This is a genomic window from Pseudomonas sp. JAI115, assembly GCF_014200835.1.
GTDB lineage: Bacteria > Pseudomonadota > Gammaproteobacteria > Pseudomonadales > Pseudomonadaceae > Aquipseudomonas > Aquipseudomonas putida_A.
The window spans coordinates 489588-505833 of sequence record NZ_JACHCY010000003.1 but is presented as its reverse complement, the minus strand read 5'-3'; the positions used below and the strand labels follow the sequence as shown (position 1 = coordinate 505833).

The 16246-nt window shown below is 60.0% G+C and carries 16 protein-coding genes and 1 pseudogene; 9 read left to right on the top strand and 8 right to left on the bottom strand.

What is annotated here, in order from left to right; translation table 11 throughout:
- Positions 1–4: 4 nt before the first annotated feature.
- Positions 5–1378 (top strand): dihydrolipoyl dehydrogenase, encoded by a 1374-nt coding sequence (gene lpdA / locus HDC30_RS10265; RefSeq protein ID WP_183782751.1) that lies wholly within the window; start codon positions 5–7, stop codon positions 1376–1378.
- A 234-nt stretch (positions 1379–1612) separates the two neighbouring features.
- The gene (locus HDC30_RS10260) at positions 1613–2632 is read left to right on the top strand and encodes a branched-chain amino acid aminotransferase (protein WP_027613221.1); all 1020 of its coding nucleotides are present in this window, start codon (positions 1613–1615) and stop codon (positions 2630–2632) included.
- Positions 2633–2686: 54 nt separating this feature from the next.
- Here the strand turns inward: HDC30_RS10260 and HDC30_RS10255 are convergent, their stop codons facing one another.
- Positions 2687–3565 (bottom strand): LysR substrate-binding domain-containing protein, encoded by an 879-nt coding sequence (locus HDC30_RS10255; protein ID WP_183782750.1) that lies wholly within the window; start codon positions 3563–3565, stop codon positions 2687–2689.
- Positions 3566–3670: 105 nt separating this feature from the next.
- Here HDC30_RS10255 and HDC30_RS10250 point away from each other — a divergent pair, with 105 nt between their 5' ends.
- The gene (locus tag HDC30_RS10250) at positions 3671–4279 is read left to right on the top strand and encodes a LysE family translocator (RefSeq protein WP_183782749.1); all 609 of its coding nucleotides are present in this window, start codon (positions 3671–3673) and stop codon (positions 4277–4279) included.
- A 23-nt stretch (positions 4280–4302) separates the two neighbouring features.
- Here the strand turns inward: HDC30_RS10250 and HDC30_RS10245 are convergent.
- From HDC30_RS10245 to HDC30_RS10235, 3 genes and pseudogenes are all read right to left on the bottom strand, one after another.
- Positions 4303–5121: pseudogene (locus HDC30_RS10245) on the bottom strand (TIGR03915 family putative DNA repair protein); the annotation flags it as partial.
- Positions 5118–6338 (bottom strand): putative DNA modification/repair radical SAM protein, encoded by a 1221-nt coding sequence (locus HDC30_RS10240; protein WP_047601560.1) that lies wholly within the window; start codon positions 6336–6338, stop codon positions 5118–5120. The pseudogene HDC30_RS10245 and the gene HDC30_RS10240, both read right to left, overlap by 4 nt.
- Before the next feature lie 150 nt (positions 6339–6488).
- Positions 6489–7244 (bottom strand): helix-turn-helix transcriptional regulator, encoded by a 756-nt coding sequence (locus HDC30_RS10235; RefSeq protein ID WP_097088022.1) that lies wholly within the window; start codon positions 7242–7244, stop codon positions 6489–6491.
- A 78-nt stretch (positions 7245–7322) separates the two neighbouring features.
- Between HDC30_RS10235 and HDC30_RS10230 the strand changes: the two genes are divergently transcribed.
- From HDC30_RS10230 to HDC30_RS10220, 3 genes are all read left to right on the top strand, one after another.
- Complete coding sequence (locus HDC30_RS10230) at positions 7323–8426, top strand: cytochrome P450 (protein WP_097088025.1); 1104 nt, start codon at positions 7323–7325, stop codon at positions 8424–8426.
- 237 nt (positions 8427–8663) lie between these two features.
- Positions 8664–8987 (top strand): type II toxin-antitoxin system RelE/ParE family toxin, encoded by a 324-nt coding sequence (locus tag HDC30_RS10225; protein WP_027613227.1) that lies wholly within the window; start codon positions 8664–8666, stop codon positions 8985–8987.
- Between the two features lie 3 nt (positions 8988–8990).
- A complete protein-coding gene (locus tag HDC30_RS10220) occupies positions 8991–9302 on the top strand; it encodes a helix-turn-helix domain-containing protein (protein ID WP_095139682.1) in 312 nt (103 codons plus the stop codon).
- Between the two features lie 50 nt (positions 9303–9352).
- Here the strand turns inward: HDC30_RS10220 and HDC30_RS10215 are convergent, their stop codons facing one another.
- The 3 genes from HDC30_RS10215 to HDC30_RS10205 form a co-directional block, all read right to left on the bottom strand.
- Complete coding sequence (locus HDC30_RS10215) at positions 9353–9691, bottom strand: FKBP-type peptidyl-prolyl cis-trans isomerase (protein WP_183782748.1); 339 nt, start codon at positions 9689–9691, stop codon at positions 9353–9355.
- A 99-nt stretch (positions 9692–9790) separates the two neighbouring features.
- The gene (locus tag HDC30_RS10210) at positions 9791–10255 is read right to left on the bottom strand and encodes a hypothetical protein (protein WP_115990137.1); all 465 of its coding nucleotides are present in this window, start codon (positions 10253–10255) and stop codon (positions 9791–9793) included.
- A 101-nt stretch (positions 10256–10356) separates the two neighbouring features.
- On the bottom strand, positions 10357–10665 hold the full coding sequence (locus HDC30_RS10205) for an RcnB family protein (protein WP_027613230.1): 309 nt from the start codon (positions 10663–10665) through the stop codon (positions 10357–10359).
- A 423-nt stretch (positions 10666–11088) separates the two neighbouring features.
- Between HDC30_RS10205 and HDC30_RS10200 the strand changes: the two genes are divergently transcribed.
- Entirely contained in the window at positions 11089–12381 is a 1293-nt protein-coding gene (locus tag HDC30_RS10200; protein ID WP_183782737.1) for an MFS transporter, read from the top strand.
- A gap of 12 nt (positions 12382–12393) precedes the next feature.
- Complete coding sequence (locus tag HDC30_RS10195) at positions 12394–13161, top strand: substrate-binding domain-containing protein (protein ID WP_183782735.1); 768 nt, start codon at positions 12394–12396, stop codon at positions 13159–13161.
- Here the strand turns inward: HDC30_RS10195 and HDC30_RS10190 are convergent.
- Positions 13151–14065, bottom strand: a complete 915-nt coding sequence (locus HDC30_RS10190) for a LysR family transcriptional regulator (RefSeq protein ID WP_183782733.1) — start codon at positions 14063–14065, stop codon at positions 13151–13153. The genes HDC30_RS10195 and HDC30_RS10190 overlap by 11 nt on opposite strands.
- A 251-nt stretch (positions 14066–14316) precedes the next feature.
- Between HDC30_RS10190 and HDC30_RS10185 the strand changes: the two genes are divergently transcribed.
- Positions 14317–16125 carry a monovalent cation:proton antiporter-2 (CPA2) family protein gene (locus tag HDC30_RS10185; protein WP_096795893.1) on the top strand — a complete coding sequence of 603 codons (1809 nt, stop codon included), beginning with the start codon at positions 14317–14319 and terminating at the stop codon, positions 16123–16125.
- Positions 16126–16246 lie beyond the last annotated feature (121 nt).

Genomic DNA, 16246 nt, shown 5'->3' with positions numbered 1-16246 from the left:
CGCCATGCAAACCTTGAACACCACGCTGCTGATCATCGGCGGCGGCCCCGGCGGTTACGTCACGGCGATTCGCGCCGGACAACTGGGCATTTCGACGATTCTGGTCGAAGGCCAATCGCTGGGTGGCACTTGCCTGAACATCGGCTGCATTCCGTCCAAAGCGTTGATTCACGTGGCCGAGCAGTTTCACCAGACACAACATCACAGTCAGCATTCTGCGCTGGGTATCAGCGTTTCGGCGCCGAGTCTCGACATCGGCAAAAGCGTCGAGTGGAAGGACGGCATCGTCGATCGCCTGACCACCGGCGTCGCCGCACTGCTGAAAAAGAACAAGGTCCAGGTCATCAATGGCTGGGCCAAAGTCATCGACGGCAAAACCGTGGAAGTCGGCGATACGCGGATTCAGTGCGAGCATCTGCTGCTGGCCACCGGTTCGACCAGCGTCAACCTGCCGATCCTGCCAATCGGCGGGCCGATCATCTCCTCCACCGAAGCGCTGTCGCCGAAGTCCGTGCCCAAACGTCTGGTGGTGGTGGGCGGCGGTTACATCGGTCTGGAGCTGGGCATTGCTTACCGCAAGCTCGGCGCCGAGGTCAGCGTGGTCGAGGCGCAGGATCGTATCCTGCCGGCCTACGATGCCGAGCTGACCCAACCGGTCCACGAAGCACTGAAGCAACTGGGCGTGAAGCTCTATCTCAAGCACAGCGTGCTGGGTTTCGACGGCACCTTGCAGGTGCGTGACCCGAACGGCGACACCCTCAATCTGGAAACCGATCAGGTGCTGGTGGCAGTCGGGCGCAAGCCGAATACGCAGGGCTGGAACCTTGAAGCGCTGAACCTGGACATGAACGGCTCGGCGATCAAGATCGACAGCCGCTGCCAGACCAGCATGCGCAACGTCTACGCCATCGGCGACCTCAGCGGCGAGCCGATGCTCGCCCATCGCGCCATGGCTCAGGGCGAAATGGTTGCCGAGCTGATCAGCGGCAAATCCCGCGAATTCAACCCGACCGCCATCGCCGCCGTGTGCTTTACCGACCCGGAACTGGTGGTGGTCGGCCAGACCCCGGACGAAGCCAAGGCTGCCGGGCTGGACTGCATCGTTTCCAGCTTCCCGTTCGCTGCCAATGGCCGGGCGATGACCCTGGAATCAAAAAGCGGCTTCGTGCGGGTGGTCGCGCGGCGCGACAATCATGTGATTGTCGGCTGGCAGGCGGTCGGGGTTGGCGTGTCGGAGTTGTCGACCGCGTTCGCGCAAAGCCTGGAAATGGGTGCGCGCCTCGAAGACATCGGCGGCACCATTCATGCGCATCCGACCCTGGGTGAAGCGGTGCAGGAAGCGGCGTTGCGTGCTTTGGGGCATGCGTTGCACCTGTGATGGTGGGTGGCTGTAATGGCCCCTTCGCGAGCAGGCTCGCTCCCACAATGGGAATGCATTTCAAATGTGGGAGCGAGCCTGCTCGCGAATTCTCAGGCGCAACCGGAATTATCTGTCTGTCATCCGATAGTCCGGGCTGCGAAACCGCTCAAGAATGAAGTATTGTTGTGCCCATCCAAAAAAACGTCAGAAGCCTTGAACCGTTTCGACGGTTGTTCAGTGATAGAGGGTGTCATGGGTAACGAAAGCATCAATTGGGACAAGCTGGGTTTTGACTACATCAAGACCGACAAACGCTATCTGTCGTACTTTCGCAATGGCGAGTGGGACAAAGGCACCCTGACCGAAGACAACGTGCTGCACATCAGCGAAGGCTCGACTGCCCTTCACTATGGCCAGCAGTGCTTCGAAGGCCTGAAGGCTTATCGTTGCAAGGACGGCTCGATCAACCTGTTCCGTCCTGACCAGAACGCCGCGCGCATGCAACGCAGCTGCGCTCGCCTGCTGATGCCGCACGTGTCGACCGAGCAGTTCATTGAAGCGTGCAAGGAAGTGGTTCGCGCCAACGAGCGCTTCATCCCGCCATACGGCACCGGCGGCGCGCTGTACCTGCGTCCGTTCGTGATCGGCGTGGGTGACAACATCGGCGTGCGTACCGCGCCGGAGTTCATCTTCTCGGTATTCGCGATCCCGGTCGGCGCCTACTTCAAGGGCGGCCTGACTCCGCACAACTTCCAGATCTCCAGCTTCGACCGCGCCGCCCCACAAGGCACTGGTGCGGCCAAGGTCGGTGGCAACTATGCCGCCAGCCTGATGCCGGGCTCCCAGGCCAAGAAAGCGCACTTCGCTGACGCCATCTACCTGGATCCGCTGACCCACAAGAAGATCGAGGAAGTCGGTTCGGCCAACTTCTTCGGGATCACCCACGACAACAAGTTCATCACCCCGAACTCGCCATCCGTGCTGCCAGGCATCACCCGTCTGTCGCTGATCGAACTGGCGAAAACCCGTCTGGGTCTGGAAGTGATTGAAGGCGACGTGCTGATCGACAAACTTTCGGACTTCAAGGAAGCCGGCGCCTGCGGTACCGCGGCGGTGATCACCCCGATCGGCGGGATCAGTTACAACGACCACCTGCACGTGTTCCACAGCGAAACCGAAGTCGGCCCGGTCACCCAGAAGCTCTACAAAGAGCTGACTGGCGTACAGACCGGCGACATCGAAGCGCCAGCGGGCTGGATCGTCAAGGTTTGATCTGACGGCTGCTGATGCACAAAAGCCCCCATCGAGTGATCGATGGGGGCTTTTTCATGGACGCTGTTGCTGTAGCCAGTCAATGAACACTTCGGTGTGCGCCGACGCTTGCGGGGCAACACCGTAGTAATAGCGTGGCAGCGGCATGCGCAGTTCGGGCAAAGGGCAGATCAGGCGACCACTCGACAAATGCGTGCCGAGCAAAGTGGTTGGACACAGCGCGATGCCCTCGCCCGCCACGGCCGCTTCCAGCACCCGGTGCATGTAATCAAACTGACGGATCACCTGAGTGCTGCTCTGACTCTGGCCAAAATGCCTCGCCCAGTGGTGCCAGTCTTCACGCCGCGCCCTGACGGTCAGCAAGGTATGCGCACTGAGGCCGGCGAGATTTGTCAGCGGCAGTCGCTCAATCAATGCCGGCGCCGCGACCATGACCAATTCATCTTCGAACAACGCGTGCGCCTCCAGCGTCGGCGCCCAATCGTCACGGCCCCGGCGGATGACAATGTCGAAATCGTCGCGGGCCGGATTCGGCGACTGGGTCTGCGTGACGACCTGGGTGTCGATGTGCGGATGCTGCACCGAAAAGTCCGCCAAACGAGGCGTCAGCCATAACAAGGCGAAGGACGGCCGGACATTGATCGTGATCGTCGGCCGCGCTGCCTGTCGCCTCAACTCGGCAGCGGCGTCGGCAATCTGCGCCAGACCGGCGCTGACTTGCTGATAAAAAAGCTCACCCGCCGGCGTCAGCAGCGACTGCCTGATGCGCCGCTCAAACAACAAAACGCCCAGATGTTCTTCAAGCAGTTTGACGTGGCGGCTGACCGCACTATGGCTGACATGCAGCTCGTCGGCCGCCAGGCTGAAACTCTGATGACGAGCAGCCACAGCGAAGGCGCGAACCGCATTGAGCGGGGGAAGTGAATTTTTCATGGGTCTAATTTAGTCACATATGCACTGCATTTAAAGCGTTTGTCAGCGCGTTGCCGCCACGCCAATCTGCCCGCACGCAGATACGCGATTCGACGGAGCAACATCATGCACAGCTACGGACTCTTTGTATTGTTCGCCGCCCTGACCATTTTGAGCCCCGGCCCGGGCGTGGTGCTGACCCTGTCCAACGCCGTGCGCCTGGGCTGGACCGGCGCAGTACCCGGCATTCTGGGCATCGCCTCGGGCGCTTTCGTGGTGGCTGCCCTCAGTGCCACCAGCGTCGGATTGATCCTCAGCGCCTCGGCCGAGGCGTTTACCGTGCTGAAATACGCCGGAGCTGCATACCTGTTGTACTTGGGCTTCAAGAGCTGGCGTTCAGATCGTTTCCGTAGCCTGCAGCAGGTTCGCCCTTCTCGTCCGGGCTACCGTTTTCTCGAAGCCGCGTCCCTGCAGTTTCTCAATCCGAAAGCGATCTTCTTCTTTCTGGCCGTATTCCCGCAGTTCATCGACACTGAACAGGCTTTTTACCCGCAGTTCTTCAAACTGGTGGCCTCTTACGCGGTGCTGGTAATTCTGGTGCACGGCAGCTACGCCCTGCTCGCCAATGCGGCCAAAGGCTGGCTGTCGAGCCCGAAAGGATCCTGGCTGGCGGCAAAAGTCTCGGGGGTGACCTTTGTCGGTTTTGGTCTGCTGATGGCGTCGGCAACCCGCTGATCGACCTGCTCAGGCTCATTCTGTTTCAAGGCAATTCGCTTGCCGGCTCGCGCGGCTATTCCGCTGGCCTGACCATTTTGCTGTTTGCCCATCCGCGCCTGGGTGATCAACCCGGGGATCAATTCCCCTTCCGGCAGATTCTTCCAGAACCGCACCGGCAAATGCCCTTGCATGACCTTCTCGTTCAACCGCGCCGGGTTGAAGATGTGGCTGTAGTACGTCAGCCATAACTCGCCGTGCGGATCATCGACGTTCTGCGCCAGTTGCTGCCATTCCACAGGGCACTGGCGCTGATGAATCAACTGTTCGCCATCGTAATAAACCCCGTCACGCGGCGTGGCAATCAACCAGCGATGCCGGCCCATGCGCCCGATGAAATGTTCGCTGGCGCTGTGCAGGATGTCATGGGCCGGTTCGTGCCACGCGACGTATTGTGGGCCTGGCTGACCTTGCAGGCGCTCGATGAAACGCACGAACGCATGCAAATGGTGGGCTTCGCGCTGCACCTGCTTGATCCGCCGCTGCAACTCGCTGCCGAGTTTGTCGCCGGCCATCATCGCCGTGCGATCACCATGGCTGACTCGCCACAGCACTTCATACAACAGACTCCAGCGCTGGTCGCCCCGGTAGCGCGCGGCTTGCTCCAGGGTGTCGAGCAGTGCACGGGGGATGCGTGCCTGAAACGGCCCCTGCCCCTCCGGTACCGAAACGTCACTGGCAAACAGATCGCTCACCCCTTCCGCCGCCCAGCTCACCAGACTCGGGTCGACTTCATGGCTGAGCAGCCAGCGTGCCTGCTGGCGCCAGGTGTCGAACAGGTCGTCGCAATCGAGATTGATCATCCCCACAACCCCATCTGCTGCGGCTGCGGCCGGTCGCGCAGTTGCTGATAGAGCATGTGGCTGGTGACTTCGGCCTGTTGCGGGTGGTAGTCGCTGGTGATGATGAACGGCTTGGCCTTGGCCAGCACACAACGCATGCGCGCCACATCTTCGTAGCGAATGCGCCGTTGCTGGCGCAATTGCACCAGACGTTCGGTGGTACGCAGGCCGATGCCGGGGATACGGGCGATCAGCGACGGCTCGGCGCGATTCAGGTCCAGCGGAAACACCTCGCGATTCTGCAGCGCCCAAGCCAGTTTCGGGTCGATGTCCAGCGCTAGATTACCCGGGCCCTTGAGCAGCTCATCGGCGCTGTAGCCGTAACTGCGCAAGAGGAAATCGGCCTGATACAACCGGTGTTCGCGCATCAGCGGTGGCGCGGCCAGTGGCACGCTTTTCGGGCTGTCGGGAATCGGGCTGAAGGCCGAATAGTAGACGCGCCGCAAGCGGTAGTTGCCATACAGCGACTGAGCGCTGTGCAAAATCGTGCTGTCGTCGGTGTCATCCGCGCCGACGATCATTTGCGTACTTTGCCCGGCCGGGGCGAACTTCGCCGAACGCGGTTCGTTGAGCACCGTTTGTACGCCGGTGTAAATGGTGTTCATTGCCTGCTTGATCGAACCGATCTGCTTCTCCGGCGCCAGGGTTTGCAGGCTGGCGTCGGTGGGCAGTTCGATATTGACGCTGAGGCGATCGGCGTAACGGCCCGCCTCCTCGATCAATGCCGGATCGGCCTCGGGAATGGTCTTGAGGTGAATGTAGCCGCGAAACTCGTGCTGTTCGCGCAACAGCTTTGCCACGCGTACCAGTTGTTCCATGGTGTAGTCCGCCGAACGGATGATCCCCGAACTGAGAAACAGCCCGCTGACGCAGTTACGCCGATAGAAATCCAGGGTCAGCGTGACCACTTCCTCGGGGGTGAAGCGTGCGCGCGGCACATCGCTGGAGCGGCGGTTGACGCAATACTGGCAGTCGTAGAGACAGAAATTGGTCAGGAGGATTTTCAGCAGCGACACGCAACGGCCGTCCGGCGTGTAGCTGTGGCAGATGCCCATGCCATCAGTCGAGCCCAACCCGCTCTTGCCTTCGGAGCTGCGCTTGGGCGCACCGCTGCTGGCGCAGGAGGCGTCGTACTTGGCGGCGTCGGCGAGAATGCTGAGCTTGTCGATGATTTGCATGGCGCGGGCTCTTTACTGTGTGGATATACAGTATAGGTCCGAGCACGGGGTTACAAGGTGCCAGAAGCGCACCTCGTCGGGCAGAAGCTCAAGATCAAAGGATCGCAGCCTTCGGCAGCTCCTACATTAATTCGCAACAGTCGACATTTTTCAAATGTGCACACTTCCTGTAGGAGCTGCCGCAGGCTGCGATCTTTTGATCTTCGCGTCTAAAGGCAACTCAAGACCAAACCGCATACCCATTTCCTTTCGCCCCGCCACGGTGAGCGCCAACGCCCGACTATCAAGATCCTGCGTCACCCACTTGCGTTTCAATGCCATCTGCAACAACGCCGCGCCCAACGAACCGCCCAGATGCGGCCGGCGCATGCTCCAGTCCAGGCACGGGCAAGCAAACTTGCGGCGCAAGGTACTCAAGTCCTGCACCTCAATTCCCAAGCTCGCAAACAACGCGTCGCCGGTGCCGCTCAAGCGATAAACCCGCTCGTCGGTTTCCACCAGCCACCCCGCCTCGAGCAAACGGTCGTGGAGCAACACCGCCAGCGTGCCGGCCATGTGGTCGTAGCAGGTGCGGGCGAATTGCAGGCGATCCGGGGTGTGCGGCTTGAAGCTAGGTGCGGCGTTCTGTCCGATCACCATCAACGCTTCCAGCGCCTGAGCCACGCGCTGATCGGCGAGGCTGTAATAACGATGGCGGCCCTGCACGTGCAGGCGCACCAGTGCCAGATCCTTGAGCTTGGCCAGATGTGCACTGGCGGTGGAGGCGCTGACTTCCGCCACGGCCGCTAATTCAGTGCTGGTGCGGGCGTGGCCGTCCATCAGCGAGCAGAGAATTTTCGTGCGTGCCGGTTCGGCGATGGCGGCCGCCACCTGCGAAACGCCGATGTCTTGATGTTCTGCGTGCATATTTCGCTCCCCGACGAATCGTCGTCGCTGCGGACTGAAGATACTCGCATCACTTTCCCGACGACAAGGCTGTGAACCATGGACCCGATCATCGCTGCGACGCATGCCGATCCCTACCCCTACTACGCCAAACTGCGCGCCGAGGGCGGACTGACCTTTGATCATGGATTGAAGCTGTGGGTCGCCAGCAGCGCCCGAGCGGTGCGTGCGGTGCTGACGCATGCCGATTGTCGGGTGCGACCGTTGCAGGAACCGGTGCCCAAGGCGATTGCCTCGGGGCTGGCCGGCAAGGTGTTCGGGCAGTTGATGCGGATGAACGATGGCGAACGTCAGCGCTGTCCGCGTGCGGCAATCGAGCCGTCACTGCAGTTGATAGATGAGGAGCAAGTACGCGCACTGGTGGCCGCGCGTTTGATTACAGCGGACGCCGACGGCTTATATAAGGCGATGTTTCGCGGCCCGGTGTGCGTGGTCGCGGCGCTGCTCGGCTTCTCCCCGGCGCAAGGCCGGGCAATCAGTGAGCTGACCGCGGATTTCGTCGCCTGCCTGTCGCCGCTGAGCAATGACCTGCAACTGGCGGCGGCGCATGCGGCGGCGGAGCAATTGCACGGCTATTTCATCGAGTTGCTGGCCGAAGCCGATAGCGAGTTGCTCAAGGCGATCGAGCAGCGATTTACAGGAGACGAAGAAACCCTGATCGCCAACCTGATCGGTCTCTGTTCGCAGACGTTCGAGGCCAGTGCGGGACTGATCGGCAATGCACTGATTGCGCTGCGACGTCAGCCCGAATTGCGCCATGCCTCAGTGGACGCACTGTTGGCCGAGGTTCAGCGCTTTGATCCGCCAGTGCAGAACACTCGGCGCTTTGTCGCGCAGACTTGCGAGATCGATGGCGTGCGGCTCGAGGCCGGAGAGGTGATTCTGGTACTGCTGGCCTCGGCCAACCGCGATCCATTGTTGAATGCAGAGCCCGAGCGGTTTCTGCTGGATCGTCCTGACCGGGGCAGTTTCAGCTTTGGCAGCGGCCGGCATCAGTGTCCGGGGCAGACGCTGGCGCTGAGCATTGCCGCTGCGACTGTCAGAGAAATCCTTGATCAGGGTGTGAATCTGCAACAACTGACGTGGCATTACCGCCCATCGCTCAATGGGCGGATTCCACTGTTCAGCGCGGCACAGCCTTAGGCACTGTGGCTCAGCGCTTGGGGTTGAGGCTCATGATACGCGTGCCCTGCTCTAATCCCCTGTAGAAGCAAACTGGCGATGTCGATACCGAATATCAGATAAAGAAAATCAAGCTTGATTTATATCGGTTTCGATATAGCCTGCTGATAGGTGACCTCTGCCACTCTTTGCAACACACCGCCGCAACGCATTTTCGTCGGAGCCATTACGCTTATCCTTTCAACAAAGGAGAAGTCGATGCCAAGACACAAGGATGTGGTGTTTGTCGCAAGTGCACTCAAGGATCTGAGAGCTTTTCCTTTGGATGCTCGCAGAGCTGCGGGATTTCAATTGGATCTGTTGCAACAGGGCGACGAGCCTTTTGATTGGCGCCCCATGAAAACCGTAGGACGGGGTGTCAATGAAATCAGAATCACCGAAGACTCAGGAGCGTTTCGAGTGTTTTATGTGGTCAATCGGCCTGACGCGATTTATGTGCTGCACGCCATGCAAAAGACCACTCGCAAAACTGAAACGCGAGATATAGAACTGGCACGCGCCAGATACCAGGAAATAGGTTAAGCCATGAAGGATCATCAACACCCTTCCCAGCATTTCTCAAGCATCTGGGACGCGCTGGAAGACACGCCGCAGGACGCGGCCAACATGCGCCTGCGGGCCAAACTCATGCGCACGCTTTGCGAGACGGTTCGTGCCTGGGAGCTTCCTCAGAAGGAAGCCGCCAAGCGCTTGGGGATTACTCAGCCACGCCTCAATGACGTACTCAACGGTAAAATCGACAAATTTTCTCTGGATGCGCTGGTCAATCTGTCGGCCGCAGCGAAACTGGAAGTAGACATCTGTTTCCCCCAGGCCGCACCGCTGCACTGGGCTTGAAGGCAGCTCGGATTCTTAGGCCAAGAGGCGATGTCGTTACTGCATCCGCCTCAATCCTCCCGCGTCAAAACCTCCAACAATTCAATCTCAAACACCAGATTCGAATTCGGCGGAATCTTGCCCATCGTCCGCTCGCCATAGCCCAAGTGCGCCGGCACCAGTAACTTGCGCTTGCCGCCCACTTGCATGCCCATCAGTCCCTGATCCCAACCCTTGATCACCCGGCCCGTGCCAATCACGCACTGGAAAGGTTTGCCACGGCTGTGAGAAAAATCGAACTCGCTGCCGTCTTCCAGCCAGCCGGTGTAATGGGTGGTAATCAGCGCGCCTTTGACGGCAGCCTTGCCCTCGCCCACCTGAAGATCGATTACCTGCAATTCATCATTCATGACATTCACTCAATTGCTTAACTGGCGGGCGTTTTCCCAGAAATGGCAGCTGTTCGCAACTCATTAACCAATGATTGGCGGTTTATCGAGTGGAAACACTCAATCAGGAGGCAAGCCAAACACAACGCCATTGAAAGTATGGGTGCAACACTGGCAATGGGGTTTCATCTCCTCGGCCTTCAAGTCCGGGTTGACGATTTGCAGACGCTTTTGCTCATCGACGTACAGGCCATTGAAGTAGCTCGACTCACCCAGTCGCACAATGTCCTCGCGATCATCTTCATGGATGGACACCATCCAGAACACTGGCTCCGGACGATCAAGGCGCGCCAGCGCCTCACTGTAAATCTCATCCCAGTTACCTCCGACGCGAGATAACAGAAAGCGAAATAATGGCGTGTAATCGTAGCCGTGATGCTTGATTCCATGCATCGAACCCCGCGTCGCCTCGCTACGCCTCTCGGCTTTGGTATTACGCTCATTCCGATAGTGACTGCCCTGATTGTTGCGCCAGACATTGTGAGCAGTGGTATTTACTTTGCGATAAAGCGGTTTCTTTTCCAACGATTGCTCCTGACATCCAGTCACTCGAAACGCCCTTCGCGTTTTACCCGAATAGCGCCCGAATGCAATCGACCGTCCATGGCCAATTGTTACCGAAGTGCTTAACGCTCGACAGGTTGCATCTCGACAATGGTGCCATTGGTGATCATGACCATCACGTACTTGTCATTGATCTGCACCCACTGCGCCTGATCGACCGGTGCTTTCAAGCCTTTCTGTTTCCAGTTTTTCAACGCTTTGTCGCTGCGCTGATAAATGTCTGGAGCCCGGTCGTTGACCTTCAATTCGCGGTCGCTGGTCGGCGACTGGACCGTGGGTTCGCTTGAGGTTTGCGCCGCTTGAACAAGTGGGCTGATCCCGGCAATGCCGGCGACCAGGGCCAGGCTGGCGATTAGGGTTTTGCTGTTCATCGGTGAACCTCCTTCAGATGTGTGATACCTGAACTCCGACTGCGGAGGACTGGAATCATTCCTTGTTTTTGCGTGGACTGGCCAGGGATTGTAGTTGCCTGTGAGGCCGCTATCGCTGGCAAGTCAGCTCCCACAGGTTTGCTTGGTGTTGCAGGGACAGCGGGTACACCGCAAAAACTGTGGGAGCTGGCTTGCCAGCGATGACATCGGTACATGCAGCATCTTCATTACCTGAACCACCGCTTTCGCGAGCAGGCTCGCTCCCACAGGAAGTGGTGTTTCAGGGGATTGATCCGTTTTGCACATCAATCCATGCCAACAATGCAATTAACATCCTGTTACAGCTGCGCGACCATCCGCCGCAATAACAACCGTGCGCCGCTTCCACGTCGCGCACGTCATAAAAGCGGTGGAGATTTTTCTATGACAGCCTCAATCCCACACGGCGGCTCGCGGGCCGGCGCCATTTTCCGGGTCACCTCGGGCAACTTCCTCGAACAGTTCGACTTCTTTCTGTTCGGCTTCTATGCCACGCAGATCGCGGCGGTGTTCTTCCCGGCGAGCAGTGAGTTCGCTTCCCTGATGATGACTTTTGCCGTATTCGGCGCAGGCTTTCTGATGCGTCCACTGGGTGCCATCGTGCTGGGTGCGTACATCGATGACGTCGGTCGGCGCAAAGGGTTGATCGTCACCCTGTCGATCATGGCCAGCGGCACGATCCTGATTGTGCTGGTGCCCGGATACGAGACCATTGGTCTGTTTGCGCCAGCGCTGGTGCTGGTCGGACGGCTATTGCAAGGCTTCTCCGCCGGTGCGGAACTGGGCGGTGTTTCGGTGTACTTGTCGGAAATCGCCACCCCTGGCCGCAAGGGCTTTTTCACCGCTTGGCAGTCCGCCAGTCAGCAAGTGGCGATCATCGTCGCGGCAGCCTTGGGCTATGCGCTGAACGCGTGGATGGCGCCGGATGTGGTTGCCGATTGGGGCTGGCGCATTCCGTTTTTCGTCGGTTGCATGATCGTGCCCTTCATCTTTTTCCTGCGGCGTAACCTGGCGGAAACTGAAGAGTTCGCCGCACGCAAACACCGCCCGAGCATGAAGGAAGTGTTCCGCACGCTTGGCCAGAACTGGGGCGTGGTGCTCGGTGGCATGTTGATGGTCGCGCTGACCACCACCGCGTTCTACCTGATCACCGTGTACGCGCCGACCTTCGGCAAGACCGTGCTGCACCTGAGCACTTCCGATGCGTTGCTGGTGACCTTGCTGGTTGGCGTGTCGAACTTCTTCTGGCTGCCGATTGGCGGCATGTTGTCCGACCGTGTCGGCCGGCGCCCGGTGCTGATCGCCATGGCGCTGCTGGCACTGGCCACCACCTATCCGGCCCTGTCGTACCTGGTGCAGGCGCCGAGCTTCAGTCACATGTTGCTGTCGCTGCTGTGGCTGTCGTTCATCTACGGCATGTACAACGGCGCGATGATTCCGGCGCTGACCGAGATCATGCCGGTGGAAGTGCGAGTAGCCGGTTTCTCCCTCGCCTACAGCCTGGCGACCGCGATTTTCGGCGGTTTCACCCCGGCGATGTCGACCTTCCTGATCCAGTACACCGGCGACAAAGCGGCGCCGGGTTACTGGATGAGCGTCGGCGCACTGTGTGCGTTGTGCGCCACGTTGTACCTCTATCGCCGCGCAGGCGGCCGTTTGCAACCGGTTGCCGCATAAGGAGCAATCACCTTGAAAAAACTGATCAATCTCAGCGCCATCGCCCTCTTCGCTTTCAGCGCCCTGGCCCATGCTGAACAGCTGAATGTGATGACGTCGGGCGGCTTCACCGCCGCCTACAAAATCCTCGGCCCGAAATTCGCGGCCGCCACCGGCAACACCCTCGACACCCAACTCGGCCCGTCGATGGGCAAGGCGCCGGAAGCCATCCCTAATCGCCTCGCTCGCGGTGAGCACGCCGACGTGGTGATCATGGTCGGCTACGCCCTCGATGACCTGATCAAACAGGGCAAGGTCGACCCGGCCTCGCGGGTCGAACTGGCGGATTCACGGATCGGTCTGGTGGTGCGTGAAGGCGCGCCGAAGCCGGACATCAGCAGCGTCGAAAGCCTGAAGAAAACCCTGCTCGACGCAAAATCGGTGGCCTACTCCGACAGCGCCAGCGGCGTGTACATCGAGAAGGAGTTGTTCAACAAACTCGGTGTCGAGGATCAACTGAAACCGAAAGCGAAGATGATCCCGAAAGTCCCGGTCGGCTCGGTGGTTGCCACCGGCGATTACCAACTGGGCTTCCAGCAGGTCAGCGAATTGCTGCCGGTGCCGGGGGTGAGTTTTGTCGGCAAGATTCCGGAGTCGGTGCAGTCGGTGACGCGCTTCGCCGCCGGCATCCCGGTCGGCGCGCAGCATCCAAAAGAGGCCAAGGCCCTGCTCGACTATCTTGCCGCGCCTGCCGCCCAGGCTGACGTGCAAGCCACCGGGCTGGATTCGGTCAAGCGTTAAGCGTTGGCGGCTGGACTTTCATTTCCACTACCAGCCGCTCCAGTTCCAATGCCGCCGGGGTCAACGTGCGACCCCGGCGCTTGAGGATGCCGACACTGCGCATCACTTGCGGATCGGTCAACGGCACCCGCGTCAGGATCGGATGATCCGGCCCGGGCATCGCCATCAGCGGCACCGCCGCCACCCCCAGCCCCGCCTCCACCAGACCAATCATCGTGGTCACATGCCGCGTCTCGCAGATGCTCGGGCGCTGCGGCACCACGCTGCTCAAGGCCTGATCGAGCAGAAAACGGTTGCCGGACGTCTTGTCCAGCGAGATGTAATCCTGCTGATAGAACTCGTCCCAGGTCACGCTGCTGCGTCCGGCCAAAGGGTGATCGCGCCGGCAAGCGACGACATAGCACTCCTGCACAAGCGGTTCGAAATCGACTTTGGCATCCTGCGTGCCCAGAAAACTCAACCCGAAATCCGCCTCGCCGTTGACCACTGCGCTCAACACGTCGTGGGCGCTGGAGTCGAGGACTTTGACCTTGATTCGCGGAAACTGCTGGTGATAGCGAGCGACCACCCGCGGCATGAAGTAATAGGCCGCCGACGGCACGCAGGCCACGGTGACATGACCGAGTCGGGTCGAAGCGACTTCACTGATGCCCAGCAACGCCACATCCAGATCATCCAGCAAACGCTCGACGCTTGGCATGAAGCCACGCCCGGCCTGGGTCAGGCTGACCTTACGCGTGGTGCGCTCGAACAGCTTTACGCCGAGGGCGTCTTCAAGCTTCTCGATACGTCGGCTCAAAGCTGGTTGCGACAGGCGCACGGTGTCGGCGGCCTTGCGGAAACTGCCCTGCTCGACCACCGCACGAAAGGCTTGCAGGTCGTTGAGGTCGAAGTTGATGGCCATGGCGGACTCGAAAAGATTGATTCGTGAAGGCTATCAATGTAACCAAATGATGCAACTTATTACAGATTTGATGATATCGCCCTAGTGGGAGCGGGCTTGCTCGCGAATGCGTTGGTTCAGTCGCCATTAACATCGACTGAACCAACGCATTCGCGAGCAAGCCCGCTCCCACAGGGTTTTGTGGTGGATTGACGAGCGGCGCAGCCCTTATCCTTGTCACCCCCCGCCGTACCGCTGTCAGGAGTCAACCCATGCCCCATGAAGGCAACCTGTTACAAGCCGCTGTCGTGTTTCTCTTCGCAGCCGTGCTCACCGTACCACTGGCCAAGCGTCTGCAACTGGGCGCGGTGCTCGGTTATCTGTTGGCGGGGGTGATCATCGGCCCGTCGGTGCTCGGCCTGATTGGCAATCCGCAGAGCGTTGCGCATATTTCCGAACTGGGCGTGGTGTTGCTGTTGTTCATCATCGGCCTTGAGCTGTCACCCCGTCGCTTGTGGGTGATGCGCAAGTCGGTGTTCGGCGTAGGTCTGGCGCAGGTGCTGCTGACGGCGGCAGTGATCGGCGTGCTGGCGTTGTACGTGTTCGGACAGCCGCTGAACAGTGCGATTGTGCTCGGCCTTGGTCTGGCGCTGTCGTCCACCGCATTCGGCCTGCAAAGCCTGGCCGAGCGCAAGGAGCTGACCAGCCCCCACGGGCGACTGGCGTTTGCGATTCTGCTGTTTCAGGACATCGCCGCGATCCCGTTGATCGCGCTGGTGCCGATGCTCGCCGGCAGCGCCCACGCCAGCAGCAACGCGGAAAGCCTGAACCACGGTTTGCAAGTGCTCGGCGGGATCGCCGTGGTGGTGGTCGGCGGGCGGTATCTGTTGCGTCCGGTGTTTCGCGTGGTGGCGAAAACCGGTCTGCCGGAGGTCTCCACCGCCACCGCATTGCTGGTGGTGATCGGTACGGCGTGGCTGATGGATCTGGTCGGCGTGTCGATGGCGCTCGGGGCTTTCCTCGCCGGCCTGCTGCTGGCGGATTCGGAATATCGCCATGAACTGGAAGCGCAGATCGAGCCGTTCAAAGGCCTGCTGCTCGGGCTGTTTTTCATCAGCGTCGGCATGGGCGCCAACCTGAGTCTGCTGCTGAGTGCGCCGATCACCGTGCTGGGCCTGACGCTGCTGCTGATCGGCTTGAAGTTGCCGCTGCTGTTTGTGGTCGGGCGTCTGGCCGGTGGGCTGACCAAAGTCAGTGCGATTCGCCTGGGTATCGTGCTCGCCGCCGGCGGTGAATTTGCCTTTGTGGTGTTCAAGATCGGGCGCGATCAGGGCCTGTTCGAACCGCGCCTGTATGACCTGCTGGTACTGACCATCACTCTGTCGATGGCCTTGACGCCGTTGCTGCTGTTGATCTGTGCACGATTGGTCAGCCCGAAAGTGCAGCCAGTGGAGGTGCCGGAGAAATTCCGCGAAATCGACACCGAGGCACCGCGCGTGGTGATTGCCGGCATGGGCCGGATGGGCCAGATCGTGGCGCGGATTCTGCGGGCGCAGAACATCAAGTTCGTGGCGCTGGACACCTCGGTGGAAACCATCGAACTGTCGCGCAGTTTTGGCGGCGTGCCGGTGTTCTACGGCGACCCGATGCGCCCGGAAATCCTCAATGCGGCGAAGGTTGGCGAGGCGGAGTATTTCGTGATTGCCACGGATGATCCGGAGACCAACATCAAGACCGCCGAGATCGTGCGCAAGCTGTATCCGCACATGAAGATCATCGCTCGCGCACGTAACCGTCAGCACGTGCACCGCCTGGTCGATGTCGGCGCCGAAGCGATTCGCGAGACCTATTACTCCAGCCTGGAAATGAGCCGCCGTACCCTGGTCGGCCTCGGTCTGACCCAGGCCCAGGCCGATGCGCGGATCAAGCGTTTCAAACACCATGACGAACAGGTGCTGGAAGCCCAGCACGCGGTCTACGACGACGCGGCCAAAGTCCTGCAAACCGCTCAGGAAGCCCGAGCGGAACTGGCGCGGTTGTTCGAGTCGGATCAACTGGAAGAAGAAGCGCGCAAGGTCTGAATTCACCACAATTCCAATTGTAGGAGTGAGCCTGCTCGCGATTGCAATCTATCAGTAGCCATCTCTGTTACTGACACACCGCCATCGCGAGCAGGCTCACTCCTACAGGAATTGTGGATGG

Coding starts and splice junctions, on each gene's coding strand:
- lpdA (WP_183782751.1), top strand. CDS start 5: ATGCAAACCTTGAACACCACGCTGCTGATCATCGGCGGCGGCCCCGGC.
- HDC30_RS10260 (WP_027613221.1), top strand. CDS start 1,613: ATGGGTAACGAAAGCATCAATTGGGACAAGCTGGGTTTTGACTACATC.
- HDC30_RS10255 (WP_183782750.1), bottom strand. CDS start 3,565: ATGAAAAATTCACTTCCCCCGCTCAATGCGGTTCGCGCCTTCGCTGTG.
- HDC30_RS10250 (WP_183782749.1), top strand. CDS start 3,671: ATGCACAGCTACGGACTCTTTGTATTGTTCGCCGCCCTGACCATTTTG.
- HDC30_RS10240 (WP_047601560.1), bottom strand. CDS start 6,338: ATGCAAATCATCGACAAGCTCAGCATTCTCGCCGACGCCGCCAAGTAC.
- HDC30_RS10235 (WP_097088022.1), bottom strand. CDS start 7,244: ATGCACGCAGAACATCAAGACATCGGCGTTTCGCAGGTGGCGGCCGCC.
- HDC30_RS10230 (WP_097088025.1), top strand. CDS start 7,323: ATGGACCCGATCATCGCTGCGACGCATGCCGATCCCTACCCCTACTAC.
- HDC30_RS10225 (WP_027613227.1), top strand. CDS start 8,664: ATGCCAAGACACAAGGATGTGGTGTTTGTCGCAAGTGCACTCAAGGAT.
- HDC30_RS10220 (WP_095139682.1), top strand. CDS start 8,991: ATGAAGGATCATCAACACCCTTCCCAGCATTTCTCAAGCATCTGGGAC.
- HDC30_RS10215 (WP_183782748.1), bottom strand. CDS start 9,691: ATGAATGATGAATTGCAGGTAATCGATCTTCAGGTGGGCGAGGGCAAG.
- HDC30_RS10205 (WP_027613230.1), bottom strand. CDS start 10,665: ATGAACAGCAAAACCCTAATCGCCAGCCTGGCCCTGGTCGCCGGCATT.
- HDC30_RS10200 (WP_183782737.1), top strand. CDS start 11,089: ATGACAGCCTCAATCCCACACGGCGGCTCGCGGGCCGGCGCCATTTTC.
- HDC30_RS10190 (WP_183782733.1), bottom strand. CDS start 14,065: ATGGCCATCAACTTCGACCTCAACGACCTGCAAGCCTTTCGTGCGGTG.
- HDC30_RS10185 (WP_096795893.1), top strand. CDS start 14,317: ATGCCCCATGAAGGCAACCTGTTACAAGCCGCTGTCGTGTTTCTCTTC.